Source organism: Pseudomonas sp. Root569, from assembly GCF_001427465.1.
Taxonomy (GTDB): Bacteria; Pseudomonadota; Gammaproteobacteria; order Pseudomonadales; family Pseudomonadaceae; genus Aquipseudomonas; species Aquipseudomonas synxantha.
Map to the genome: position 1 here is coordinate 251,387 of NZ_LMGQ01000003.1, position 24,582 is coordinate 275,968.

At 59.4% G+C, this 24,582-nt stretch carries 27 protein-coding genes and 2 pseudogenes; 13 read left to right on the forward strand and 16 right to left on the reverse strand.

What is annotated here, in order from left to right; translation table 11 throughout:
- The first annotated feature begins 27 nt into the window (after positions 1–27).
- Positions 28–915 carry a KPN_02809 family neutral zinc metallopeptidase gene (gene ypfJ, locus ASD70_RS04775; protein WP_056845794.1) on the forward strand — a complete coding sequence of 296 codons (888 nt, stop codon included), beginning with the start codon at positions 28–30 and terminating at the stop codon, positions 913–915.
- Positions 916–1,902, forward strand: coding sequence for a hypothetical protein (locus ASD70_RS04780; protein ID WP_056845795.1), 987 nt, complete (start codon positions 916–918; stop codon positions 1,900–1,902).
- 26 nt (positions 1,903–1,928) lie between these two features.
- Here ASD70_RS04780 and ASD70_RS04785 read toward each other — a convergent pair whose 3' ends face one another.
- From ASD70_RS04785 to ASD70_RS04795, 3 genes are read right to left on the reverse strand one after another with little or no spacing between them, the layout of a single operon-like run.
- Positions 1,929–2,528 carry an HAD family hydrolase gene (locus tag ASD70_RS04785; protein WP_046069627.1) on the reverse strand — a complete coding sequence of 200 codons (600 nt, stop codon included), beginning with the start codon at positions 2,526–2,528 and terminating at the stop codon, positions 1,929–1,931.
- Entirely contained in the window at positions 2,525–3,394 is an 870-nt protein-coding gene (gene tesB / locus ASD70_RS04790) for an acyl-CoA thioesterase II (protein ID WP_046069628.1), read from the reverse strand. Before tesB ends, ASD70_RS04785 begins: the two co-directional genes overlap by 4 nt.
- A 38-nt stretch (positions 3,395–3,432) precedes the next feature.
- Positions 3,433–4,002 (reverse strand): GNAT family N-acetyltransferase, encoded by a 570-nt coding sequence (locus ASD70_RS04795; RefSeq protein WP_046069629.1) that lies wholly within the window; start codon positions 4,000–4,002, stop codon positions 3,433–3,435.
- Positions 4,003–4,078: 76 nt separating this feature from the next.
- On the opposite strand from ASD70_RS04795, the gene ASD70_RS04800 reads away from it, so the two are divergent.
- The gene (locus tag ASD70_RS04800) at positions 4,079–4,999 is read left to right on the forward strand and encodes a histone deacetylase family protein (protein WP_046069630.1); all 921 of its coding nucleotides are present in this window, start codon (positions 4,079–4,081) and stop codon (positions 4,997–4,999) included.
- Positions 5,000–5,169: 170 nt separating this feature from the next.
- Positions 5,170–6,417 (forward strand): TIGR03862 family flavoprotein, encoded by a 1,248-nt coding sequence (locus tag ASD70_RS04805; protein ID WP_046069631.1) that lies wholly within the window; start codon positions 5,170–5,172, stop codon positions 6,415–6,417.
- Between the two features lie 44 nt (positions 6,418–6,461).
- On the opposite strand, the gene ASD70_RS04810 is transcribed toward ASD70_RS04805, so the two are convergent.
- Positions 6,462–6,731: a hypothetical protein gene (locus ASD70_RS04810; RefSeq protein WP_056845796.1), complete on the reverse strand. Its 270-nt coding sequence runs from the start codon at positions 6,729–6,731 to the stop codon at positions 6,462–6,464.
- A gap of 36 nt (positions 6,732–6,767) precedes the next feature.
- The gene (locus tag ASD70_RS04815; protein WP_056845797.1) at positions 6,768–7,280 is read right to left on the reverse strand and encodes a hypothetical protein; all 513 of its coding nucleotides are present in this window, start codon (positions 7,278–7,280) and stop codon (positions 6,768–6,770) included.
- Positions 7,281–7,437: 157 nt separating this feature from the next.
- Here ASD70_RS04815 and ASD70_RS28135 point away from each other — a divergent pair.
- Positions 7,438–7,619, forward strand: a pseudogene (locus tag ASD70_RS28135) (NAD(P)/FAD-dependent oxidoreductase); the annotation flags it as partial.
- A gap of 52 nt (positions 7,620–7,671) precedes the next feature.
- Here ASD70_RS28135 and ASD70_RS04820 read toward each other — a convergent pair.
- The 4 genes from ASD70_RS04820 to yedA all read right to left on the reverse strand — a co-directional run bounded on the left by ASD70_RS04820 (position 7,672) and on the right by yedA (position 11,045).
- On the reverse strand, positions 7,672–7,944 hold the full coding sequence (locus tag ASD70_RS04820) for a hypothetical protein (protein ID WP_056845798.1): 273 nt from the start codon (positions 7,942–7,944) through the stop codon (positions 7,672–7,674).
- A 144-nt stretch (positions 7,945–8,088) separates the two neighbouring features.
- Positions 8,089–8,589: a hypothetical protein gene (locus ASD70_RS04825; RefSeq protein WP_046069635.1), complete on the reverse strand. Its 501-nt coding sequence runs from the start codon at positions 8,587–8,589 to the stop codon at positions 8,089–8,091.
- Between the two features lie 176 nt (positions 8,590–8,765).
- The gene (locus tag ASD70_RS04830; protein WP_046069636.1) at positions 8,766–10,100 is read right to left on the reverse strand and encodes a DEAD/DEAH box helicase; all 1,335 of its coding nucleotides are present in this window, start codon (positions 10,098–10,100) and stop codon (positions 8,766–8,768) included.
- A 48-nt stretch (positions 10,101–10,148) separates the two neighbouring features.
- Entirely contained in the window at positions 10,149–11,045 is an 897-nt protein-coding gene (yedA, locus tag ASD70_RS04835; RefSeq protein ID WP_046069637.1) for a drug/metabolite exporter YedA, read from the reverse strand.
- Positions 11,046–11,205: 160 nt separating this feature from the next.
- Here yedA and ASD70_RS04840 point away from each other — a divergent pair, with 160 nt between their 5' ends.
- A complete protein-coding gene (locus tag ASD70_RS04840; protein WP_056845799.1) occupies positions 11,206–11,667 on the forward strand; it encodes an Lrp/AsnC family transcriptional regulator in 462 nt (153 codons plus the stop codon).
- A gap of 107 nt (positions 11,668–11,774) precedes the next feature.
- Here the strand turns inward: ASD70_RS04840 and ASD70_RS04845 are convergent, their stop codons facing one another.
- Positions 11,775–12,026: a hypothetical protein gene (locus ASD70_RS04845; RefSeq protein ID WP_046069638.1), complete on the reverse strand. Its 252-nt coding sequence runs from the start codon at positions 12,024–12,026 to the stop codon at positions 11,775–11,777.
- A gap of 487 nt (positions 12,027–12,513) precedes the next feature.
- On the opposite strand from ASD70_RS04845, the gene ASD70_RS04850 reads away from it, so the two are divergent.
- Complete coding sequence (locus ASD70_RS04850) at positions 12,514–12,825, forward strand: DUF6124 family protein (RefSeq protein WP_056845800.1); 312 nt, start codon at positions 12,514–12,516, stop codon at positions 12,823–12,825.
- Between the two features lie 139 nt (positions 12,826–12,964).
- Here the strand turns inward: ASD70_RS04850 and ASD70_RS04855 are convergent, their stop codons facing one another.
- From ASD70_RS04855 to ASD70_RS04865, 3 genes are all read right to left on the reverse strand, one after another.
- Positions 12,965–13,576, reverse strand: coding sequence for a 3'-5' exonuclease (locus ASD70_RS04855; protein ID WP_043050666.1), 612 nt, complete (start codon positions 13,574–13,576; stop codon positions 12,965–12,967).
- Positions 13,577–13,601: 25 nt separating this feature from the next.
- Entirely contained in the window at positions 13,602–14,078 is a 477-nt protein-coding gene (locus ASD70_RS04860) for a LabA-like NYN domain-containing protein (protein WP_043050665.1), read from the reverse strand.
- A gap of 120 nt (positions 14,079–14,198) precedes the next feature.
- A complete protein-coding gene (locus ASD70_RS04865; RefSeq protein WP_056845801.1) occupies positions 14,199–14,927 on the reverse strand; it encodes a DUF2076 domain-containing protein in 729 nt (242 codons plus the stop codon).
- A 182-nt stretch (positions 14,928–15,109) separates the two neighbouring features.
- Here ASD70_RS04865 and ASD70_RS04870 point away from each other — a divergent pair, with 182 nt between their 5' ends.
- Positions 15,110–15,769, forward strand: a complete 660-nt coding sequence (locus ASD70_RS04870; protein ID WP_005791669.1) for a YciC family protein — start codon at positions 15,110–15,112, stop codon at positions 15,767–15,769.
- Positions 15,770–15,810: 41 nt separating this feature from the next.
- On the forward strand, positions 15,811–16,899 hold the full coding sequence (locus ASD70_RS04875) for an endonuclease/exonuclease/phosphatase family protein (RefSeq protein ID WP_056845802.1): 1,089 nt from the start codon (positions 15,811–15,813) through the stop codon (positions 16,897–16,899).
- Positions 16,900–16,908: 9 nt separating this feature from the next.
- On the opposite strand, the gene ASD70_RS04880 is transcribed toward ASD70_RS04875, so the two are convergent.
- Positions 16,909–17,964, reverse strand: coding sequence for a GNAT family N-acetyltransferase (locus ASD70_RS04880; protein WP_108240733.1), 1,056 nt, complete (start codon positions 17,962–17,964; stop codon positions 16,909–16,911).
- A 95-nt stretch (positions 17,965–18,059) separates the two neighbouring features.
- On the reverse strand, positions 18,060–20,582 hold the full coding sequence (gene hrpB / locus ASD70_RS04885) for an ATP-dependent helicase HrpB (RefSeq protein WP_056845803.1): 2,523 nt from the start codon (positions 20,580–20,582) through the stop codon (positions 18,060–18,062).
- 148 nt (positions 20,583–20,730) lie between these two features.
- On the opposite strand from hrpB, the gene ASD70_RS04890 reads away from it, so the two are divergent.
- Positions 20,731–21,150 (forward strand): hypothetical protein, encoded by a 420-nt coding sequence (locus ASD70_RS04890; RefSeq protein ID WP_056845804.1) that lies wholly within the window; start codon positions 20,731–20,733, stop codon positions 21,148–21,150.
- Positions 21,151–21,159: 9 nt separating this feature from the next.
- Positions 21,160–22,053: a cation diffusion facilitator family transporter gene (locus tag ASD70_RS04895; protein ID WP_046069665.1), complete on the forward strand. Its 894-nt coding sequence runs from the start codon at positions 21,160–21,162 to the stop codon at positions 22,051–22,053.
- Here the strand turns inward: ASD70_RS04895 and ASD70_RS04900 are convergent.
- Complete coding sequence (locus tag ASD70_RS04900; protein ID WP_056845805.1) at positions 22,050–23,009, reverse strand: DUF6515 family protein; 960 nt, start codon at positions 23,007–23,009, stop codon at positions 22,050–22,052. The two genes, ASD70_RS04895 and ASD70_RS04900, sit on opposite strands and share 4 nt — an antisense overlap.
- Before the next feature lie 417 nt (positions 23,010–23,426).
- Between ASD70_RS04900 and ASD70_RS04905 the strand changes: the two genes are divergently transcribed.
- Positions 23,427–23,906, forward strand: coding sequence for an Lrp/AsnC family transcriptional regulator (locus ASD70_RS04905; RefSeq protein WP_003194418.1), 480 nt, complete (start codon positions 23,427–23,429; stop codon positions 23,904–23,906).
- A 110-nt stretch (positions 23,907–24,016) separates the two neighbouring features.
- Positions 24,017–24,582: pseudogene (locus ASD70_RS04910) on the forward strand (CorA family divalent cation transporter); the annotation flags it as partial.

Genomic DNA, 24,582 nt, shown 5'->3' on the forward strand with positions numbered 1-24,582 from the left:
ACGGTTAGCACACAGAGGATTGCTCCCATGCTATGGAAAAAAGGCCGACGCAGCGACAACGTGGTGGATGCCCGCGATGACAGTGGTGGTGGCGGTGGCGGCATGCGCTTTGGCGGCGGCAAGGGCCTGAGCCTGACGGCCATCGTGCTGATCGTAGGCATTGGCTGGTTGACCGGCCAGGACCCGATGCAGATCCTCGGCCAGTTGAGCGGCCAGATGGAACAGGCGCCGTCGGTCAGCACCCAGCCGCGCCAGGCGCCGCCTGCCAATGACCAGCAGGCCGATTTCGTGCGGGCCGTGCTGGGCGACACCGAAGACACCTGGAGCCAGGTGTTCCAGGAAAACGGCCTGGCCTACAAGAACCCGAAGCTGATCCTGTTCCGTGGCCGGGTGAACTCCGCTTGCGGTGGCGCCACCTCCGCCAGCGGCCCGTTCTATTGCCCGGCTGACCAACAGGTGTACCTGGACCTGGATTTCTTCCGGGAAATGTCCCAGCGCTTTCAGGCCTCCGGCGAGTTCGCCCAGGCTTATGTGATCGCCCACGAAGTCGGGCATCACGTGCAAACGTTGCTGGGTATCTCATCCAAGATCCAGGCCGCACGCCAGCAAGGTCGACAGATGCAAGGCGATGGCGGCCTGCTGGTCCGCCAGGAACTGCAAGCCGACTGCTTTGCCGGGGTGTGGGCCAACCGCGCACAGAAACGGCTTAACTGGCTGGAACCGGGTGATATCGAAGCGGCACTGAACGCCGCCAACGCCATTGGCGATGACCGTTTGCAGCAACAGGGCCAAGGGCGCGTAGTGCCGGACTCGTTTACCCACGGCACCTCGGCCCAGCGCGTGCGCTGGTTCAAGACCGGCTTCGCCCAGGGCCAGATCTCTCAATGCGACACCTTTACCGCCAAGAGCCTCTGAATGAATAGGCGATTTGGGTTAGTGCTGGGGTTGCTGGCCAGCTGGTCCACCGCCACTTGGGCTGTCGAAAAAGCCCATGGCGTCAAGGTGGTCAGCCCTGATCGTTTTCACCTGGAGGCCGGCGACCTCAGTGTCGGCGTGAGCCAGGACTGGCGCCAGCCGTTGCCCAAGATAACGCGCGCGCTGATCATCGTGCATGGGCGCCTGCGCAATGCGCAGACCTATCTGCACAGTGGCGAAAGTGCCGCCGCACATGCCGGGGTTGGTGCAAGCACGTTGGTGATTGCGCCGCAATTTCTCAACCAGTCGGATGTGAAGGGCAACCACCTGAATAACCAGGTACTGCGCTGGCAGGGCAACGACTGGATGGCTGGAGAACCTTCCACTGGCCCTGGCCATCTCAGCGCCTATGGCGCCCTCGACCAGATCATCAAGCAACTGGGCAATCGCAAGTTGTTCCCGGCGTTGAAAGAGATCGTGGTCGCCGGCCATTCCGGCGGTGGCCAGGTGGTACAGCGCTTCGCCCTCACCGGCCATGACCACCCGTTGCTGCAAACCGAAGGCATCAGCCTGCGGTATGTGGTGGCCAACCCCTCCTCCTACGCCTACTTCAGCCCGCAGCGGCCGGTGACGTTCGATGTCACCCGCTGCCCAGGTTTCAACGACTGGAAATACGGCATGCAAAACCTGCCGGCCTACGTCGGTCAGCAAGGCGCACAGCAATTGGAACAAGCCTACGTCTCACGCGATATCACCTACCTGCTGGGCCAACAAGACACCGACCCCAACCACCCGGCGTTGGATAAAGGCTGCGAGGCCGAGACCCAGGGCGCGTACCGACTGATTCGTGGGCATAACTACTTTGACTACCTCAGGCAGCGTCATCCGCAACTGACTCACAAGCTGGTGGAAGTGCCGGGGGTGGGGCATGACGGGGATAAGATGTTTACCTCGCCAGAGGGAGAGAAGGTGTTGTTTTCCCAATAATCACTGAATAAACCCACATTTGATCTCTATTTTCTGGATTGCAACATCTGGAGTAATACCGAGCAATCCTTGGCATGCCAATCCGCCAACTCCGGCCATGGGTTCTCCGGCAGGTTCACCAACACGGTCTTCGTCCCCGCTGCTCGGCCACAGTCCAAGTCAAAACGATAATCCCCGACCATCACCATCTCGCTCGGCGCTACCTTCCACGCCGCTGCCAACTTCAACAAACCATCCGGATCAGGTTTGTGCGGCGCATCATCACGCCCCAGCACATCCTCGATGGCAAAGCAGTCCGCCAGGCCGATGGCTTCCAAGGTGATATGGGCCAACTCGCGCGCATTGCGGGTCAGGATACCCAGGCGATAACCGCGCCCGGCCAACTCACGCACAAGTTCCACAGCGCCTTGTGCCGCGACCGAACCGAGTGCCAGCTCGCGCTCGTGCTCCAGTAACCAGGCATGCTTGGCCGAAGCGACCGGCGCCGGCAAGGTCGCCAGGTGCGTGAGGATGTCGTCCTCAGGCGGAATATCCAACGCCACGCGAATGGCAGCAAAATCATGCACGGCCACCGTGAGGGTGCCGTCCATGTCGAACACCCAGTGCTTAACGTCCGACAGGCTCATGCCCAGTCCTTGCGATGACGGATCAAACCTTCCTGGGTTACCGAGGCCACCAGTTGCCCAGCGCGGTTGTACACGCTGCCACGGGAAAAGCCCCGGGAGTTGCCGGCCCACGGGCTATCCATGGCATACAGCAACCAGTCATCGGCGCGCAGGTCAGCGTGAAACCACAGCGCGTGGTCGAGACTGGCGACCTGCATGTCTTTCTGCCACACAGTCTTGCCATGGGGCAGCAACGAGGTGGTCAACAGGCCGAAGTCCGAGGCGTAGGCCAGCAGGTACTTATGCAGCGCCGGCGAGTCCGCCAGGGCGCCGTCGGCACGAAACCACACGTACTTGACCGGGTCAGACGGCTGCGGGTTGAACGGGTCTTTTTCGGTGACCGGGCGCACTTCGATGGGCTTGGGGCACAGCAACTTGTCGCGCATATGCTCGGGGATCAGGTGCGCACGTTGCTTGGTCAGCTCCAGCTCCGAGGGCAGGTTTTCCGGGCCGACCACCACCGGCATGGTGGTCTGGTGATCGAAGCCTTGTTCGTCGTACTGGAACGAGGTGGTGCACGTAAAGATCGGGTTGCCCTTCTGGATCGCCGTTACCCGCCGAGTGCTGAAACTGCCGCCGTCGCGTACGCGGTCCACCGAATACACCACTGGCAAGGCTGCATCGCCAGGGCGCAGGAAATAACCGTGCAGGGAATGCACATGCCGCGCCTCTTCTACCGTCTGGCTGGCCGCCGACAACGACTGGCCGAGCACCTGGCCGCCGAACAACTGGCGAAAGCCCAGGTCCTGGCTGCGACCGCGAAAGAGGTTTTCCTCGATCGGCTCCAGGGTCAGCAAGTCCACCAGATCTTCCAATACTTGGCTCATAGAGCAACTCCTGCAATCAATAGGGCATTCCGGGCTGCTTATCCATGCAGCGTGTCCAACCATTGGGCGCGGGTGATGCGGTACAAAACATGAGGGCGCAGCGGGTCATCGGCTGCGACCTTGGGGTGTTCAAAATCTGCCTGCGGATCGTAATGCATACCGATGGCCTGCATGACTTTTTGTGAGGGCAGATTGGCTTGCGTGGTGAAGGCCACAATCTCATCCAGTTGCAAGCGGTCAAAGCCGCAACGCAACGCGGTCCATGCAGCTTCACTGGCGTAGCCCAGGCCCCAGTGTTCGCGGGCCAGGCGCCAGCCGATTTCCACCGCGGGGGTAAAGCCGGCTTCGAAGCTGACATTTTGCAGGCCTGTCAGGCCGATAAATTCACCCGTATCCTTGCGCTGCAACGCCCAAAAACCGAAGCCGTATTCCGCAAAATGCCCGCGAATGCGGCCGATCAATGCGGCGCTTTCCAAATGGCTCAACCTGGCCGGAAAATAGCGCATCACTTGCGGGTCGGCGCACATGCGCGCAAAGTCCGGCAGGTCGCTGTCGCGCCACTGGCGCATCAACAGGCGTGCACTTTCCAATTGCAATATCGGCTCCATGGGTCCCCCTCCCTTGCCATGTGCGTGAGTGTACAGCGCTGTTAAGATCCTTCGCAGGTTCCCGTCAGAAAATCCCATGCCTTTGCCATTGATCTACCACGAAGACTACAGCCCTGAGTTCCCGGCAGACCACCGGTTCCCCATGGACAAGTTTCGCCTGCTGCGCGACCACCTGGTGGATACTGGCCTTACTGAGGACAGCCATCTTCTGCGCCCGCAGCTTTGCCCAGCGGACATCCTCGCGCTGGCCCATGAACCTGGGTATATCGAACGCTACATGAGCGGCCAATTGGCCCGCGAAGATCAACGCCGCCTCGGCCTGCCCTGGAGCGAAGCCCTCGCGCGGCGCACCGTGCGTGCGGTTGGCGGCTCGATATTGGCTGCAGAGCAGGCCCTTGAACATGGCCTGGCCTGCCATTTGGCCGGCGGCACCCATCACGCCCACTACGATTACCCTGCGGGCTTCTGCATCTTCAATGACTTGGCAGTGATCAGCCATTACCTGCTGGCCAGCGGTCGGGTCAATCGCGTGCTGATCTTCGATTGCGACGTGCACCAGGGCGACGGCACCGCACGCATCCTCCACGACACGCCGGACGCCATCACCGTATCGCTGCACTGCGAAAAGAACTTCCCGGCGCGCAAGGCCCAGAGCGACTGGGACATCCCGTTGCCTATGGGCATGGGCGATGCCGACTACCTCAAAGTGGTGGACGATACGCTCAACTACCTGCTGCCGCTCTACCAGCCCGACCTGGTGCTATACGACGCTGGCGTGGATGTGCACAAGGATGACGCCCTCGGTTACCTCAAGCTGACGGATGAAGGTGTCGCCGCCCGCGATGAAAGCGTGATGCGCCACTGTCTGGGCCGTGACATTCCAGTGATGGGCGTAATCGGCGGCGGCTATAGCAAGGACCGCCCAGCCCTGGCTCGCCGCCACGGCATCCTGCATCACAGCGCCCAGCGGGTATGGACGTCATCAGGTTGTCACTGAACCGTAAGCGTTACCCACAATGGCTGTGGAATGGCCTGTGGATAACTTGAGCGTAAGCACCTGCAAGGTAGTAGCCGTATAGCCTGTAGGAAAGTGTACGTTTTTTGATCAGGCAGCTGCGCCGTCGTCGGGTAGAATGCTTGGCCTATTCAAGCGACCGTAGCCCTGCCATGCCCAAGACCTCTTCTCAACATGTCACCATTATCGGCGGTGGCCCTGCCGGGCTGATGGCCGCCGAAGTCTTGAGCCAGGCAGGCGTGGGTGTGGATCTGTACGACGGCATGCCCTCGGTGGGGCGCAAATTCCTGCTGGCGGGCGTGGGCGGGATGAACATTACCCACTCCGAGGACTATCCGGCGTTTGTCTCCCGCTACGCCGAACGCGCGCCGCATATGGCGCCGTTGCTGCGGGCGTTCGGGGCCCAAGCGTTGTGCGAATGGATTCATGGCCTGGGCATCGAAACTTTTATCGGCACTTCCGGGCGTGTGTTTCCTACCGACATGAAAGCCGCTCCCCTTCTGCGAGCCTGGCTTAAACGCCTGCGCGATCAAGGCGTGGTTATCCACACGCGCCATCGTTGGCTAGGCTGGAATGCCGAAGGCGGTTTACTTATCCACAGCCCGGACGGCGACAAAGTTGTCCACAGCGATGCGGTGTTGCTGGCCTTGGGCGGAGGCAGTTGGTCGCGTCTGGGTTCTGATGGTGCCTGGCTCAAGCTGCTGGAAGATAAAGGCGTGCCCTATGTGCGCTTGCAACCGAGCAACTGCGGTTTCGACGTGTCGACCTGGAGTGAGTTGCTGGTCAGCAAATTTGCTGGTGCGCCCTTGAAAAACGTCGCCATTGGCCTGGCCGATGACCCGCCTCGGCTGGGTGAATGCGTGATCACCGCCACCGGCATCGAAGGCAGTTTGATTTACGCGTTGTCGGCGCCCATTCGTGAAGCGATCAATCGCAACGGTTCGGCCACGGTGCATATCGACCTGCTGCCGAGCAAGCCGCTGGACAAGGTGCAGGCGGCATTGGCCAAGCCACGGGGCTCGCGGTCGATGAGCAAACATTTGCACAGTCAGTTGGGCTTGGACGGGGTCAAGGCGGCGCTGTTGCGCGAGTTGGCGCCGACTGAACATTTCAATGATCCGGCGCAATTGGCTGTGGATATCAAGGCGCTGCCGCTGACGTTAGTGAAGACGCGACCAATGGATGAAGCGATCAGCACCGCTGGCGGCGTGCCCTTTGAAGCATTGGATGAACGACTGATGCTCAAGCAAGTGCCTGGCGTGTTTTGTGCGGGGGAAATGCTCGATTGGGAAGCGCCGACCGGTGGGTATTTATTAACGGGGTGTTTTGCCAGTGGGCATATGAGCGGGCAAGGAATATTGGCATGGCTGAATGCTTCAGGTAACCGAATCTGTTTTTAACTTGAGTTGAAGGATGCTCCTCCTTGAGCCACCTGCTTTGATACTTATAAAAACTGCCTTCTCAGCCCGCCATGAACGTAACGCTGATACCGGCTCTGGCGCTTGGATAAATCGACTGCTATCGGCTGCACAGACCGTTGCAAGACGCGCAGGGAGTTGAGGAGATGCTCATCAACCGGAAGCCGCTCTTCGGCACTCTTATTTGAAACGCGAAACGATGCACCATAGTCCTTCGCTATACTCTCGGGCTCAGGAACATCAAGCTCATCAGGAAGCTCTTGTCGCACATGGTACATTTTAGGGACCTTCTTCAATACGTCATCCTTCCCCTTGCACACACACCAAAAACCTTAATTAGTTGCCCACCCATACTTGTGAAACGAGTAGTTCACGCCAAAGGACTCCTCAATAACTTTAAGTTGCGGCGCGCCTGCACCTAATAACCCCTCAAACTTGCCAAGCATCTCCTCTTGAAGCTTAAAAAGATTATGACCGTCATCATCAAACTCAAGCTCTTTTGACCGTTCCTGATACTCAGCCTTCAATTCTTGATATTTAGCCTGAGCGGCTTTCAAGCTATCGTCAAGAACAGCATCAAGCTGCTGCTCGAGCTCTGGCGATAAATTGTAATTATCCTTCACATAGTTCACATAATCCCTATTGGCCCTATGAGCAGGAAAAAGCCGCCCTGCTTCAGCGTGCTCCATTACCTTTGACGTCAATTCATCAATTTTCTCTTGATTCGCTTTGGCTTTTGCTTCTTTTTCGGCGTCGGACTTTGCTGATTCTACATTGAGAGTATCAACTACAAGCCCCGTTGCCACTAGCGCTGCAAATACAACCGGAAGTACTGGAAATGCCATATTCACCACCTAATTAGAAGTTTATTTTCATACAGCCTTTTTGCCTTTTATATGTGGGAACCAGCGAAAGGCAGTTCCAAGAAAGAAGAAATTACGCGTTACGAAAAGTTTCCGGACAAATCATAAAAAAAATGCCTCAGCCTCAACGAAAGGGCGCGGCGTGCCCTTTGAAGCATTGGATGAACGACTGATGCTCAAGCAAGTGCCTGGCGTGTTTTGTGCGGGGAAATGCTCGATTGGGAAGCGCCGACCGGTGGGTATTTGTTAACGGGGTGCTTTGCCAGTGGGTACATGAGCGGACAGGGAATACTGGCATGGCTGGAGGCGTCAGGTGGCTGAACCTGTATTAACTTGAGTTGAAGGCTCGTCCTTCAGCCACCTGCCTTAATGCTTATAAAAACTGGCTTCTCAGCCTGCCATGAATATGGCGCTGATAACTGGTCTGTCGCCTGGACAGATCATTTTCTATCGACTGCGCGGCGCGTTGCAAGGCTAGCAAGGAGGTGGTGAGTTGCTCCTGCGCTGAAAGTCGCTCTACAACTTTCTTATTTGAAACGCGGTATGAGGTATTGTCGTCCTTCGCTTTGCTGTCGAGCTCAGGCACTTCGAGCTCACTGGGCAACTCTTGCAGTACACCATAAGTTCTACGGATATTCTCCAACACGTACTTCCCCCCTTGGCAGATATGTCTAAAACGCCGAAAACTCTGACAGCCTTCTATGAAAAATCTTTAATTAGTAGCTCAACCATATTTTAGAGCCGCGCAATTTACGTTGAAGCATTTCTCTATAGTTTTAATTTGCTGCACTTAAATAGCTTGGGAATCGGGGTACTTCTGCTCAAACCCTTCCAGTTCCCTTCGTAAAAATTCGTCACCTTCTGGCAGGGCTACCGACAGTGCGTCTATGTAAGTGCGGTGCGCAGCTTCAAGCGCCACGGGTTGATCTTTCAAACTCTCCTGCTCAACTTTGAAGCCGCGACTGAGAGCTAGCCCCTTGTCCTGGCTCTTATATTCAACCTCTTTGATAACCTGATTCAACGGCAAGGTTTCGTGAGAATTTACGCCGACATGATGCTGCTGCAAAGAAGCCAATTCTTTATACAACCTGATTTGGTGCGCATAAGCCTCTGGTTGGGTTTTCTTAATATCGGTCAGCTCTTTCTCCAGCGCGCTGATACGCGCCTCATGACTCCTCTCTGACGCGGCAGCAGTGTCTCTATGCGTTTGTGCTGCGCGCCTCATGTACTGCCCGAAGGTTTCCTCTCCCGGCCTGAAGGATAGCGATGCAAAAGAAGCCGCAAATTCCATATCAATTACCTCCACTCAAAGGCTGCTGATTAACGGTCAGTTTCCTGACGCCTACCTGAGTGGTGATCGAGCGTTTTGAGTTCAGTTTTACCACGCGGAAAAAAATTACAAGAAGATTCCATCCGCAGTGGACGGGATTGCCCCGCCCACTCTGTGCGCCAACCCTTATAAAACCTTTACTTCTTCTTGCGCGGCCCGGTATTGAACACTGGCACCTTGCGCACCGGCTTGATCGACGGCTCAGCCGGCGCCACATCACCACTGTCCACCCACTTACCCAGGTTGCGCTTGCCGCCACTACCGGACGTTTTAGGCTTCTTCGGTTTTTTCGGTTTCTTGACAACTTGCCCACTGGCATCGGTGTCGGGCACGCGGTGCTCGGGTTCGAAGTCCGGTTCCATCTTGCGGCTCAAGGTCTGGCGGGTCAGCATCTCGATGGCCGAGAGCATGTTGACCTCGTCGGCACACACCAGGGAAATCGCCTCACCGGTGTTGCCCGCACGACCGGTACGACCGATACGGTGGATGTAGTCCTCGGCCACGATTGGCAGATCAAAGTTGACCACCAGCGGCAGATCTTCGATATCCAGGCCACGGGCTGCCACGTCGGTGGCGACCAGGATCTGCACCTCGCTGGCCTTGAAACGGTCCAGTGCGCGCTGGCGGGTCGCCTGAGGTTTGTCGCCATGGATACCATCGGCGTTGATGCCCAGTCCCTGCAACTTATCCACCAGTGCGTCCACGCCGTTGCGGGTCTTGGCGAATACCAGCACCTGCTTCCAGCGGCCTTTGCGCATCAGGTGCACAAACAACTCGGCCTTGCGCTTCTTGTCCACCGGCACCACCCACTGCTTGACGGTGTTGGCGGCGACGTTGCGCGGGCTCACTTCGATGCTCAGCGGGTCGTTGAGCATCTGCCCGGCCAGCAGGCGGATGTCATCGGAGAAGGTCGCGGAAAACAGCAAGGTCTGGCGCTTTTTCGGCAGCATGCGATAAATGTTGGCAAGCTCTTCGGAGAAGCCCAGGTCGAGCATGCGGTCGGCTTCGTCGAGCACCAGGGTTTGCAGCTGGTTGAGTTTCAGCGCGTTCTGGCGGAACAGGTCGATCAGGCGGCCAGGGGTGGCAACCAGGATGTCGACGCCCTTGCGCAGCTTCATCATCTGCGGGTTGATGCTCACGCCGCCGTACACCGCGTAAGTGGTCAGCGGCAGATGCTGGGCGTACTCGGCGACGCTGGCGTGAACCTGCTCGGCCAGTTCGCGGGTCGGGCACAGGATCAGCGCACGCGCCGAGTTGGCGGCGACTTTCGGCCCTTCCATGGTCAGCAATTGCAGCAGCGGCAAGGCGAAGCCTGCGGTCTTGCCGGTGCCGGTCTGGGCCGCAGCCATCAGGTCGCGTCCGGCCAGCACCGCCGGAATGGCTTGCGCCTGCACCGGCGTCGGGGTCTGGTAGCCAAGCGTCTCAAGGGCGCGCAGCAAGGGTTCGATCAGGCCAAGGGTGGCGAAAGTCATGTGTTTACCGTAGGAAAAATTCAGCGCAAAGGCGTAATGCGCGGCAGTTTACCTTATTTCCGCCTTGGGCTTGCGCCACTGGGGCAGGCTGATCAACAGCACGGCGCTGATGATCACCAGCATCGCCAGGGCTTCTTCCAGGCCGATGGTCTCGCCAACGAACACAATCCCCAGCAACACCGCCACCGCCGGGTTCACGTAGGCATAGCTGGTCGCCGCCGCTGGGCGCACGTGCTTGAGCAGATACATATAGGCGTTGAAGGCGATGATCGAGCCGAACACCGTCAGGTAGGCCAGGGCGAGCCAGCCTTCCAGCGGTGGCATGGCCTGCAGGTGCTCACCGGAGAGCGCGCTGACGATCAACAGCGCCACGCCGGCCACGAGCATTTCCGCGGCACTCGCCATGGCCCCCTGGGGCAGCGGCAAGTGTCGGCTCCACACCGAACCGAAGGCCCAGGAGGCCGCCGCCACCAACAGCAAGACCGCCCCCAATGGGCTTGATTGCAGGGTACTGCCCATATTGAGCATGGCGATGCCGATGATGCCCAGGATAACCCCGGCCCACTCCAGCCGCGTATTACGCGCGCCCCAGAAAAACCCACACAGCAAGGTGAACAGCGGCACCGTCGCCACCGCCAGCGCGGCCACGCCGGACGACACGCCCATGTGTTCGGCCACACTGACGCCGCCATTGCCCACGGTAAGCAACAAGATGCCGATCATCCCGGCCGCCTTCCACTGCGGCCATGTCGGCGCCGGCACCCCGCGCCACCGGAGGAAGCCATACATCAACACGCCTGCCGTGCAAAACCGAATGCCCGCCAGCAACAACGGCGGCCAGTACTCCACGCCGATACGGATCACCAGGTAAGTAGAACCCCAGATCACATACAAGGCAAAAAAGGCGGCGATCAACGGTAAGGGAAAACGACGTGGGCCAGGCATTGGGCGGCTCTATGGCAGGAGATGGGAGGCTTATTCTAGAAAGGCAGATGGCTAAACATAAGTTACAAAACCTGTTTAAACCGCCCATACACTTTTCAAAACATGGTTATGAAGGCTATAACCCGTGCTTTCGAAAGCCACACGCAACTGGAGCCTTACCATGGACAAATACGACCGCATGCTCCTCAGCGCTCTGCTCGAAGACGGCCGCGCCTCCTACGCGCAACTGGCGCGCACCGTGAACCTCTCCGCCCCCGCCGTGGCCGAGCGGGTCGCCAAACTGGAAGCCAGTGGCGTGATCACCGGCTACCAGGCCAAGGTGGATTTGTCCAAAGTCGGCTTGCCGATTCAGTGCGTAATTGAACTGCGGCTGACCAATCACGGCAGCCAGAAGGTGTACGACGCCCTGGCGCAAATTCCCGAGCTGACCGAATGCCACCGGGTCACGGGCGACCCGTGCGTGATCATGCAAGCGGCGGTAGGCACCATGCCGCAGCTGGAAGACCTGATTAATCGGGTAGCGAAGTTCGGGTTCAGCAAGACCTCGATTATTTTGTCCAGCGCCATAGAGCGGAGGGTGCCGTTGGGGCAGTTGGAAGCCAATGGGAAAAATGCTGGCTGAACTACCGCGCACTGTAGGAGCGAGCTTGCTCGCGAAGGACCTGAGAGCGCCGCGTGCATTCAGGACGCCAGCGTCACCGTTGACGTTCTTCGCGAGCAAGCTCGCTCCTACAAAGGGCTTGATCTGCGCTGGACGATCAAATCAACGATCTGCTCGATGGTCGTAATGCGATCCCAATCCTCCTGCGTCGCTTGCAGCTTGAACTGCCACTTGATCTGCATGACAAAGCAGGTCAGGTCGTCATCAATGATGTCGTAGTCATGGATGAAATCGGTTTGCTCCGTCACTTCGCTTCGGTCGATAAAACCGATGATATCGACGAACAGCTGGATGACTTTTTCGCTGATTTCGACTCGCATCAAACTCATTTTCCTTATGGTCACGAGAGCCGGAGATTAAAGGTCTGTTGAGAAATCCTCTTGAGCAAAAGGAAAACCGGAACGCTCCGACAGCAACGCAGGACTTAACCTACTGACTGTTCCGACGACACATAAAAACGCCATCAACCGCGCGGTGTTTCAGTGGCCAGCAAGATCGATCCCTTTCATTTGCGGGACGTTTCCGAGAGAATCCCACGGCCTTGTTTCCGTCGGATTCGGTAGCTAGTCTCGCCCTGTCATCGAATGTTCGGTGACCGGACGTGCAAGTCCGACGACGGTAATATGCATAGCCTTAACTCTCTACGCTTGGGTTTATCTCTGGCGCTAAGTGTCATGGCAGCTGTACGCGGGAGATCTTCGGATCTACCGGACTCCGTCTCGGTCTTGCACACCTGCGTACTGCTGCCACCCTAATTCGTGTGCAAGCGAACGGTTGCAGCTTCTTACCTGACGGAGAAGTTTCACCATGGTCAAAAAAGTCACCCCCGATCCACCCCAGTCCAAAACCGACTTCCTCAGCGAAGACGCCCTGCTCCACCGTCGCGCCATCGACTACTACCTCAAGGCATCCGCCCCGGATGCGCCCATTTTTATCCTGAATGACAACCTGAGCTTCGAAGAGGCCCTGGCCCATGCGGCGGATTTGTTGCATTGCGCGGTGGAGACGGCCCATGGGTCGGGCGAAGTGATGAAGGCGCCGCAGCGGGCGGTGATGCATTTGGTGGAGATGGCGAAGGGAGTGGTGGACCAGGCGTTGGCGTGCACACAGCCTCGATAGGCGACACATAACCCATGTGGGAGGGGGCTTGCTCCCGATGGCGGTGGGTCAGATACAGATGAGCTGACTGACACACTGCTATCGGGAGCAAGCCCCCTCCCACATTTGGATCTTTGGTGTGCTTGAGAGGGTGGCTGGTTTAGAACCCGCGATGCTTTTTCAGGTGCTCATTGATTTTGGCGGCAGGCACTTTCTGCAAGGTGCATAACAGGTCATGGGACAGTTCGCGCAGGCCGTGGGTCTGGCGCAGTTGCTGGGCCAGGTGCGCCGTGAGGTTGGCGGCCATTTCCGCATCCGCCAGCGCCCGGTGAGCCTGGCCGGTGTGGGGCAGTTTGGCGTAGGCGTTGAGGGTGCCGAGTTTGTGGTTGGGCGCAGCCGGCATCAGGCGGCGGGCCAGCAGCAGGGAGCAGGCGAATTTCTGCAGGCGGGTGCGGCGGATCAGGCCCAGTTCAAAGTCCCAGAACTTCTGGTCGAAGGCGGCGTTGTGCGCCATCAAGGGCGTGGTGCCGACGAATTCATTGACTTCGTTCATCACCCGCTCAGCCGGTGGCGCGCTGCGCAGCATGGCGTTGCTGATGCCGGTAAGTTGTTCGATAAAAGCCGGTACGCGCACGCCGGCGTTCATCAGGCTCTGGTAGCGGTCCACGATTTGTCCGCGCTCGAGGATGACGACGCCAATCTCCGTAGCCCGGCAGTGGCTGCTGGGGGTGATGCCGGTGGTTTCAAAGTCGATGACCGCTATACGTTCCAAACCTGTTCCCACTCCGTCTAACAATTTATTTGAGCAGCAACGCGCCTTCGATCGGCACGTAGCGGCTGGCGGCGCGGATCAATGAATTGGCCGTCAGCCCGGGCACGCCATAGGCCACGGCTTCGACGCCATGCTTGTGAATGACACGGTCGAGCAGCATGTCGAAATCGCCATCACCGGAGGCCAGCACGATTTCGTCGACATGGTCGGCGGCGTCCATGATGTCGATGGTGATGCCTACGTCCCAGTCGCCCTTGGCCGAACCGTCGCTGCGCTGGATATACGGTTTGAGTTTTACCGTAAAGCCCAGGTTACGCAGGATCTGCTGGAATTGCTGCTGCTTGCTGTCGCCACGGTCGATGGCATAAGCATAGGCCTCGACGATCTGCCCGCGGGCGCCGATGTCAGCCCACAGGGCGGCGTAGTTGAAGTGGCAGCCATAAGCTTGGCGCACGGTGTAGTAGAGGTTTTGTACATCGGCGAACACTGCAATTTTCTTCACCGCACTTCCTCATGGACAGCCAGGCGCCAGCGCCCGGAAAGGGCGCCAGTATGCCAGCCAAGGGAGCGTTTCCGGGAAAAAATCAGACCGGAGCGCCGTGGCGCCCCGGGCCAAGAGGTGTCAGACGAAAGAATCGTCGTCGCCAAAGGAAGAGGAATCGTCGGAATAATCGCTGTCAGCGAAGCTGTCGGCATTGTTGCTGCCCCAACTATCATTGCCGGCAAACTTCTGGTCATCGTTGCCCCAGTCACCCTGGTCACTGGCCGGTGCCGGTTGTTCGATGATTTCTTCCACCACCTGTGGCTGCTGATTATGGTGGAACAGGCTGCTGATGCCTTCGGCGAGCAACACACCACCAGCCACACCGGCAGCGGTCTTCATGGCGCCGCCGAGAAAACCGCTGCCCACTGGCGCGGAGGCTGCCGGTGCTTGCGGTTGCTGATAGTTCTGCTGCGGTGCAGGCGGGTTGAACGATGGCCGCGCCGGCTCACGCCAGCCGCCACCGGAGTTGTTCGGCGCAGGCTGTGGCTCGCGGGAGCTACCGCCAAAGATGCTCGACAAAAAACCACCGCCGCCCGCTGGCGCCGGTTGCGCAGACTTGGCCCGTTGCAGTTCATCCTGCAATTGCTGGATCTGTTGCGCCTGCTGCTTGTTTTGCGCATCCAGAGCCTGAAGCGCGTGTTCCTGCACCAGTAACGACTGGGTCATGTAGTACCCGGCGGCCGGTTGGCGAGTCATGTGCTCCTTGATCCGCGCTTCGGCCTGGGCGTCGCGGGGGGCTGAGTCCGTTTCGGCTTGCTGCAACCGTGAAAACAGTCCATCGATCAGGGTTTGCTCTTCGCTGTTCATGGCGACCTCGTTAGATTGCCGATAAAAAATTCTGGTCCCGCCTGTGGTCAGGCCGGGTGCCCTCCAGTTATGGGGATGTTACGAGTTGTTTCAATGGTCTTTACTCAAGGTTTACGTTTGTGCCCCTTGGACCCCGATCGGTTAAAGTGTCGCCCTCTGCTTCCAGGCCTGTGATGATCCTGATGAATCCGTTAGACGTTTTGCGCGACTCCTTGCGTTTTACCCAGCGCAACCTGGGCGCCATCGTGCAGTTGTGCCTGCCGTTGGTGATCCTCGAAGCCCTGCTGCAACAAATACTGGACCACACGCTGGGCCCGGATGCGTTTCCCGGCTACAGCGTGGTCGTGGGTTTATTGGTGTACCCGCTGTACACCGGCGCCCTGATCCTGTTTCTCGACGCCCGCACCCGTGGCGAGTCGCCACGCACCAAGGATGTATGGGCCATGGCTCTGAGCCTGTGGCCGCGCTTCGCCTTGCTTACGGCCATGAGCACGTTGCTGATATTGCTCGGCCTGTCGCTGTATTTCCTGCCGGGCTTGTGGCTGATGGTGGTGTTGGCGTTTGCCGAATACCTGCTGGTGCTGCGCGGTATGCCGGCCCTGGAGGCGATGAAGGAGAGTTTTCGCCTGACCCGCGGGCATTTCTGGCGAATCCTGGTGTGCCTGCTGTGCGTGATGACTCCGTTGTGGCTGCTCAAGGGCGCCAGCGTGGCGGCCTATCCTGAGCCCGCGCCGTTGCTGGGGTTGCTGATGGACAGTGCGCACAGCTTCCTGCAATTGTTCACCAGCGTGGTGCTGTTCCGTTTATTCATGTTGATCGGTGGCGACGCCGACGCGCGGTGATATGCTCCGTGCCTCTTCTGACACGCAAATAAGCCGAGCCGATGACCCGTTTATTGCGCATCACCCTGTTGAGCCTGTTGATCGTCGCCGGCCTGCTGGCGGCGCTGATCCAAAGCTTGACCTGGCGCCCCGCCGATAAAGAGACCTTGCCCGTCAGTTGCGTGGCGCCCCGCGCCCCGACCCTGCTGCCGGGGCAGGCGCTCAAGGTGATGACCTGGAACGTGCAATACCTGGCCGGCAAGAACTACGTGTTCTGGTACGACACCCCCGACGGCAGCGGCCCGGATGACCGCCCCACCGTTGAAGACATGGCGTTCAGCCTCGACGAAGTAGCACGGGTGATCCGCGACGAACAGCCCGATATCCTGTTGCTGCAAGAGATTGACGAGGGCGCCAAACCCTCTCACTACCAGGACCAGCTGGCGCTGTTGCAAGAGCGCCTGGTCGACCTCTACCCCTGCAGCGCCCAGGCGTTCGACTGGAAAGCCGACTTTGTGCCCAACCCGCACATTTTCGGCAGCGTCGGTCGCAAGCTGGCGACACTGAGCCGCTACCAGATCGAACATGCTGAGCGCCTGCAATTGCCGTCCGCCGACGCCAACTTCATCAGCCGCCAGTTCCAGCCCAAGCCCGCCTTGCTGTTGACCTACCTGCCGCTGAGCGACGGTGGCCAGCTGGCGGTGCTCAATACGCGGCTAGAGGCCGGCATACCCGGACGCGGTGCCATGCAAGAGCAAGTCGAGGCCACGGTGAAGCTGCTGGACAAGTTTGAAGGCCGCGGCACGCCATGGCTGATCGGAGGAGATTTCAACTTATTGCCACTGGGGCAGTTCCTGCGTTTGGATGCGCAAAAACGCGGGCAGTATTCGCCGGACAGTGAGCTGCACCTGCTGTGGGACAAATACCCGATGATCCCGAGTAACAGTGAATCCAGCGGAATAAACCGTGAGCAATGGTTGACCTATTACCCCAATGATCCGAGCCTGGACGGCCCGGACCGCACCTTGGATTACCTGTTCTTCAGCCCAAGGATCAAGCGGGTGGAGGCGAAAGTACGGCAGGAAGATACATTGCGTATTTCCAACCATATGCCAGTGATCGCTCGTTTTCTCCTGCCCGCTACGTTTTAAACGCCGAACTCAATCTGAAAGTCGACTTCCCGAGAGTTGTTGTGCACAGCCAAAGAAGGTGGCCCTGGACAGACTGATCAACGCCGCTCGCTTGTGTGGGAAGTCAAACTCCTTGAGTTTCTCGAAGCCGAGCATTTCGCTGCAACGCAACAAACGTTCATTGTCTGCGCGGGGCTCAGCCATAACGCGCTGGGTGCGAACGTCATCAAGAAACATGTAGTGGAGCAAGGACGGGTACCAGGCCTCCAACCATTGGCGCCCCCTGAAGGCCTCTTCGCCCACCAGCAGGTGGAAGCCACGGTCAAAGTCCGTCGCCTGGCAAAACGGCGCGAGCCTGTCCTCCTTGGCCCAATACACCTCAAAATAGCCAAATGCCTGCGCATCAAAAAAGCCGATGAGAGGAATAACCCGAGAGTCGGCAAGTTGCGTTTCAAGGAACGCCCGGTGATAGTCCAGGTCCCCTTCCTCCTCCCAGAAAAATGAAACCCGGGGATCATTCATCCAGCGATTGAACTGGACCAGGTCCCTGTCAATATCAGCCACTTTGAAACTCAGGGTTTTCCCCAGCCAGGGAATATACCGGGCATAAACATCACCGGTAGGCTGCCGAGGGCGAACCGGGATGCTGGGCTCACCCGATCCTGCATAACAAAGTGGGTAACTGTTGATCATGCCCTTGGAACACCAAGGCAATGACAACTGCCAAAACATCTCGGCCAGTACCCAACACTTTTCGTTCTGAAAGAGGGCGATGCCCAATTCGCACAGTTGGGCACTCAATGGATCAGGCAACAGCACCTCGACCCTGTCGCGCAGAGGGTTATCAGCAAACCATGCCTCCAGCGCCGCGAGCACGTGACTTGGAGAGGTTGATTTCTCAATGGCCAGTTTGCTGGCTGAGCAAGAGGGGTCAATCATTTTAAAATCGCCGTGCGCGCTCTGTAATTCGAAACAGACAGTCCCGGACTCAAGATGCACGGCGATTTCTGAGCGATCAACGATGACATGGGCTGCTGCCCCGGTAATCTGGCCAACCCTTGTGACTCGATTTGTGTGTTCGTTCATAAGCACCACAGTCTCTCTCTTATCCAGCCCCATAAGGTCAAGACGTGGTGCGCCCACATAAATTTAAGTGGGCCTTATACAGTGACGTTGGCTGCTCATGGCTTCCTGGGCTTCGCCCTGGCCGTCGCTTCGGCCACCAATGGATCTTCGGGCCAATAATGTTTTGGGTACCGGCCTTTAAGGTCTTTCTTCACTTCGGCATAGGTACTGCGCCAGAAATTGGCGAGATCCTGGGTCACCTGCACCGGCCTGCGAGCCGGTGACAGCAAGTGCAAGGTCAGTGGCTGTTTTCCCTGGGCAATTGTCGGTGTTTCTGACAGCCCAAAAAGCTCCTGCAGCCGCACTGCAAGCACTGGAGGGTGTTGCGAATAGTCAATGCGAATGCTCGAGCCCGAGGGCACCTGGATGGACTGGGGCGCTTGAGCGTCCAATGTGTGCTTGAGCGGCCAGGGCAGCAGATTCCTGATGATCGAAGACAGGTCCAACTGACTGAAGTGACTGAGCCGGGTGATCTTGCCCAGATAGGGCGTGAGCCACTCTTCGAGCGTATCCAGCAGATTGGCATCGCTGAGGTCGGGCCATTGACTGGTGCCCTGGCCATTCTGGATATCGAACTGACGCAACAACTCGACTCGAGCCTGCCACTGACGCAACTCAGGGTTCCAGGGCAGCAGTTCAATGCCCTTGCGCCTCACGAGGTTGACCAGCGCGAGCGAACGGGCGTGCTCGTCGAGGTTGGGCAGCGGCGTTGTGGAAAGCACCAGTTGCCCCACCCTCAATTGCCGCTCGGCCTTGAGCACCCCTTCCCTATCATCCCAATCGATCTCATCGACTGACCTTACCAGGTCGCTTAGCTGATCCTCGAACAGTGCCGGGTCCAGGTCGCTCGCCAGGTAAATCCGTTCCTCACGCTGGCCCTGCCGACTGCCCAGATCTGCCACTACCAGCCACTCATGCTTGGTGAGCGCATCGGGTTCGGCGAAGACTGCCGCGCGCCCGTTGGAAAGACGATACTCCGCTACGCTTGCACGCCGTTGCAGGCCAATTCGATCAGGGTAGGCAAATGCCAACAGGCAACCGACCCAGCGTGGATGATCAGGCGCGCTGACCGGGCTGGAGGCACATCCTCGCAGCAGGGATCGATACTGCCGGGCAGACTGCTTAACGCGTTGGAAGGCGCCGCTGCCACGGCGTGCGTTCTGCTCGCCAGACAATGCACTGAGCCGGGTATGAAGATCAGCACCTGCGCCACGCAGAATGTCCTTCTCCCCCAGCAGGGCTGCGATGTTGCAGGCCAGGTCATCCAGGCCCATGGCGTGGCCCTTGATGAGCAGATGAGCGATGCGCGGATGCGCCGGCAGCTCGCTCATGGCCGACCCGTGAGGTGTGAGCTGACCCTTATCATCCAGCGCGCCCAGGCGCTTGAGCAGGTCCCTGGCCTGGGCAAAAGGCGCCGAGGGGGGTTGGTCGAGCCAGGTCATTTCATCTGGCTTCATCCCCCACCGGGCCAACTGCAGCGCGAGGCCAGCCAGATCGGCTTGTAGAATTTCGGGGGTGCTGTAACCCGCCATTTGCTCGTGTTGCGACTCTGACCATAGTCGGTAGCAGACACCCGGTTCCAGGCGCCCGGCTCGCCCCATCCGCTGAGTCGCACTGGCCCTGGAGATACGCTGGGTATCAAGCCGGGTCATGCCACTACGCGGATCAAACTTCGGCACCCGTTCAAGGCCGCTGTCCACCACCACCCTGACCCCTTGGATGGTCAAGCTGGTCTCGGCAATGTTGGTTGCCAGCACGATCTTGCGCGAGCCTGCGGGTGCCGGGTCAATGGCAGCACGTTGTGCGTTCAGATCGAGGTCACCGTACAGCGGACAGAGCATGACGTCTGGACGACTGCCCAGTTGCTCCTTCAGGGACTCGGCCACGCGCCGAATCTCTGCCTGACCCGGAAGGAACACCAGGATACTTCCCGGCTGCTCATGGAGAGCGGCCAGGCAGGTGTCAGTGACCCGTGTGTCGAGAGGCTGGCCTGGCTGATAAGGGCTTCCCCAGAGGGTGGAGACCGGATACATCCGCCCTTCACTGGTGATCACCGGCGCGTCATTCAAAACCTTCGAGAGCCGAGCGCCTTCCAATGTTGCAGACATCAGCAGCAGCTTGAGTGGCGGCTCATCACGCAGCAGTTCACGCGCACTCACGCAGAGGGCCAGGGCAAGATCGGAGTCCAGGTTGCGCAGGTGATACTCATCGAAGATGACCAGCCCTACACCGTCCAACGCCGGATCGGCCTGAAGGCGGCGCGCCAGGATCCCTTCGGTGACCACTTCGATCCGGGTGCGAGGGCCTACTCTACTCTCGAGGCGGATGCGGTAGCCGACGGTTTCACCAACCTTTTCGCCCAGCTCGCTGGCCAGCCGCTCAGCAGCGGCCCGCGCGGCCAGGCGCCGGGGCTCTAGCATCAGGATGGTCTGCCCGGCGAGCCAGGGCTCGTTCAATACGGCCAAGGGCACACGGGTGGTTTTACCGGCGCCGGGTGGCGCTTCCAGCACCACTTCATGGCGATGCGCCAAGGCGTCACGCAGGGCGGGTAAAACATCATCGATCGGCAACGAATTCATACTGGCTCCAAAGCAGAGCGGCGAGTATAACGGCGAACTGCTGAAAGCCGGCTGTGGTCTCAACAACACCCGCCCCTCCCACATTCGATCATCGGCGCCCGGCAGATCTGGCTTATAGTCACCCATAAACATGTTCAGGAGACTTTTCATGCGTATCGCTTCCCGTGTCATCGGCGCTGCATTAGCCGTCACCCTGCTGAGCCAACTCACCGCCTGCGGGTCGATTTTCTATCCCGACCGCCGTGGCCAGATCGACGGCAAGATCGACCCGGCCATTGCCGTCCTCGATGCCGTCGGCCTGCTGTTCTACGTCATCCCCGGCTTGATCGCGTTTGGGGTCGACTTCGCCACGGGTGCGATCTACTACGAACCCGGCAAGACCGCCCAGGTCGCCCCCGAGAAACTGCGCGAAGCCATCGGCGCCGACGGCCAGGTCGACAACGCCAAGCTGCAGAGCATCATTCAGAAGGAAACCGGCCGTACCTTGCCGCTGGACGACCCACGGCTGATCCAGTTCAAGGGCAGCGTGCAGCAACTTGCGTCCCTGGGCCTGCAACCCGCCGCGTAAGGACAGCCCATGACCAGCAGCCCCGAACACGCCCGGCTTCTGCGCCTGGCCACTCGCGCCTCGGTGGGCGTGGCCTGTGTGCTGATTATCACCAAGGCCATCGCCTGGTGGCTCAGCGGCTCGGTGAGTATGCTCGCCGGGCTGACCGACTCGCTGCTCGACGGCGTGACCTCGCTGTTGAATCTGCTGGCCGTGCATTACGCCCTGCGCCCGGCCGATGACGATCACCGTTATGGGCATGGCAAGGCGGAGTCGCTGGCGGGCATGGCGCAAGCCTTGTTTATTGCCGGCAGTGCGGTGCTGATTGCGCTCCAGGCCTTTGAACGGCTCAAGCATCCTGAGCCGGTCGGCGCACCGTGGCTGAGCATCGGCGTGATTATCCTGTCGCTGGCGCTGACCGTGGCCCTGCTGATGCTGCAACACCGCGTGGTGCGCGAAACCGGCTCCAACGCCGTGCGTGCCGACTCGTTGCATTACCGCTCAGACTTGCTGCTCAATGGCAGCATCCTCATCGCACTGGTGTTGGCGGGCTTTGGCTTTCATCAGGTCGATGCGTGGTTTGGCCTGGGCATCGCCGCCTACATCCTGTGGAGTGCGATCCAGATTGCCCGGGAAAGCTTCGCGGTGTTGATGGATGAAGAGCTACCGCCGGACGTCAGCCAGCACATGCTGGAACTGGCCCGTGGCGTGCCCGGGGTACTGGGTGCCCATGACTTGCGCACGCGCATCTCCGGCAGCCACTGGTTTGTGCAGTTGCACCTGGAACTGCCGGGGGAACTGACCTTGTCGGTGGCCCATGGCATCAGCGACCAGGCCGCCGACGCCATTCACCAGGCCTACCCGCGTGCCGAAGTGCTGGTGCACGCCGACCCGCTGGAAGTGGTCACCGGCAACAAGGCCTAGTACTGCACCTGATACCCACGACTGCCCAGGCAGTTGCCCTGGGCCTGGCGGTAGGTTTGCACCACCGCCGGGTCAGGCGCGTAGGTAACGGTGCGCGGGTCGAAGCCACTTTGTTGCACGGCCCAGCGATAACAGTCGTAGCCGTCCTGCTGCACCTGGGCCGGCGACTGGCCGTTGGCGGGATAGGCAACCACATCATAGCCATTGCCTTGCGGCGCAGGCTGAGGCGATGGCACTTGCGCCGGCGGCTGCACCACCACGTATTGCTGGGTGCTTTGCTCATAGGCGTAGTAGGCGCCAGCGGCAAGGAACAAGAGTGAGTCACCTACCCACACTTCACGCGCATAGTCCGGCAGGTACTGCACACGAATGCCATACGGCGGCGTCACTACCACGTAGCGCGGACCTTGGGGGCGATACCAATAGCCGCCGGAGTAGAAGTAGTCCTGGCCACGGTAAGGCACGCGATAGTTACGGTCGGGGAAGCGGTCCACCACATAGCCGGGACGGTGCTGCGGGCCTGGGCCCCAGCCGTTGCCGTGCCCGTCGGGGCGGCCTGGCCAGCGGTTATCACCAGGACGATCATAACCAGGCCGCGAACCTGGGCCGCCAGCCTCCCAATGCCGGTTGTCATCGTTGCGTCGAGGAATATCGCGGTAATACCCCTGGCGCGGCTCCTGGGTCTGACGCACGGTATCGGGCCTACCCTGGATCGGCAGGTTATTGGAGGGTTGCGGCTGCGGTGCCGGTCGCCCTGGCTCATTATCTTGAGGGCGACCTTGCCATTGCCCCTCGTGCTGGCCGCCGCGATCAAAATGCGGGTTTTGTGGGCGTGGTTGATTGTTTTCAGGCCGTTGCGCCGGGTCCGGTGAGTTATCGCGCTCGTCGGCCATTACCTGCGTGCCGACGCTGACCACCAGCAAACCAACACCTGCCATACGCCAGATGCGCTTCATGCTATTCCTCACTGCGGATTAGGGCCTTACAGATGAGACTGAAAAAGCCCCACCCGGTTCTCAGGCAGGTTATCAGTCGCGGGCAGTATTTTCTCAAGGCAAAAGAAAAGGGGTGACCCGTCGGCCACCCCTTGAGAACTTCGTCCATGCTCAACGCTTTTGACGTTGGCTCACCTCACGCCGTCTTGTGGACAGTGTGCAGCCTGGAGGCCGGCTCAACCCTGCTGGGGCGGCGGCCGCAGCGGGCCTGATTGGGCGCGCTGCTGTGGACTGTTGTCCAGGCGGTGATTCTGTTGATAAAGATACCCGCCAACGCCCGACGGATGATTGCGAAGATTGCGTCAATAAACAGTGCTTGCGCAATTTTTAACCCTTCATGGATAATTCAACGCAATAGTTACGACAAAGGCCAACCCAATGAGCAAGCTTGACCGATACGACCTGAGTATTTTGGCGGAATTGCAGCGCGACGCGAGGATCTCCAACCAGGAGCTGGCCGAGCGTATCGGCCTGTCGCCTTCGCCCTGCTCGCGCCGGGTCAAGCAGCTGGAAGACGACGGCTACATTGCGCGCCAGGTTGCCCTGCTGGATCGCAAGATGCTCGGCCTGAGCCTCACGGCCTACGTATTGATCGGTATGGACCGGCACACACCTGAGCGCTTCGAGAATTTTGAAGCCGCCATCCGCACCTTGCCCCAGGTGCTGGAGTGCAGCCTGGTGACCGGCATGGATGCGGACTATCAGCTAAAGGTCGTGGTGCCGGATATGGACCACTATCAGAAACTGCTGCTGGGCCACCTCACCCGCATTGAAGGCGTGACCAGCGTGCGTTCCAGCTTTGTGCTCAACCAGGTGCTCAACAGCACCGAACTGCCCCTGACCCACCTGCGCACTTAAGGTCGGTGAAGGCCAAATGTGGGAGGGGGCTTGCTCCGCCTTCTGTAGGAGCGAGCTTGCTCGCTCCTCTTGGAGGTCATCAGGCGGCTTGCCAAACAAAAATCGAGGCNCTGTCGCTGCCGGAGGAGTTTTTCGAAGCGCTGCATGAAGGCTCGCGCTCCACACGGATTGAACATGTGGATTCGGCCTTACTGGCGGTGGTCAACGACGTGGTGTTCAACTTCAGCAGCATGGTCTCGTCGGATATTTCCACGCTGTGGGTGTGTGCCCGCAGCCGCTTGCTGGTCAGTGCACGCCTGCAACCCCTGCATTCGGTGGATAAATTGCGCTCGTCGGTGAAAGCCGGTGAACACTTTCGCTCGCCCCTGGAACTGCTGGTGCACCTGCTGCGAGACCAAGGCGAAGTGCTGACCCAGATCGTGCGCAAGACCAGTATCAGCGTCGACCATATCGAGGATCAGTTGCTGTCTTCGCGTCTGTCCACCAACCGCGCCGAACTGGGCGCCGCGCGCCGGGTGCTGGTGCGTCTGCAACGCCTTCTGGCGCTGGAGCCGGGATCGTTGCTGCGCCTGCTCAACCGCCCGCCGCAATGGCTGCAAAAGGAAGACGTGAAGGAGTTGCGCAAATCCACCGAGGAATTTGCGCTGATCATCAACGACCTGACGGCCCTGGGCGA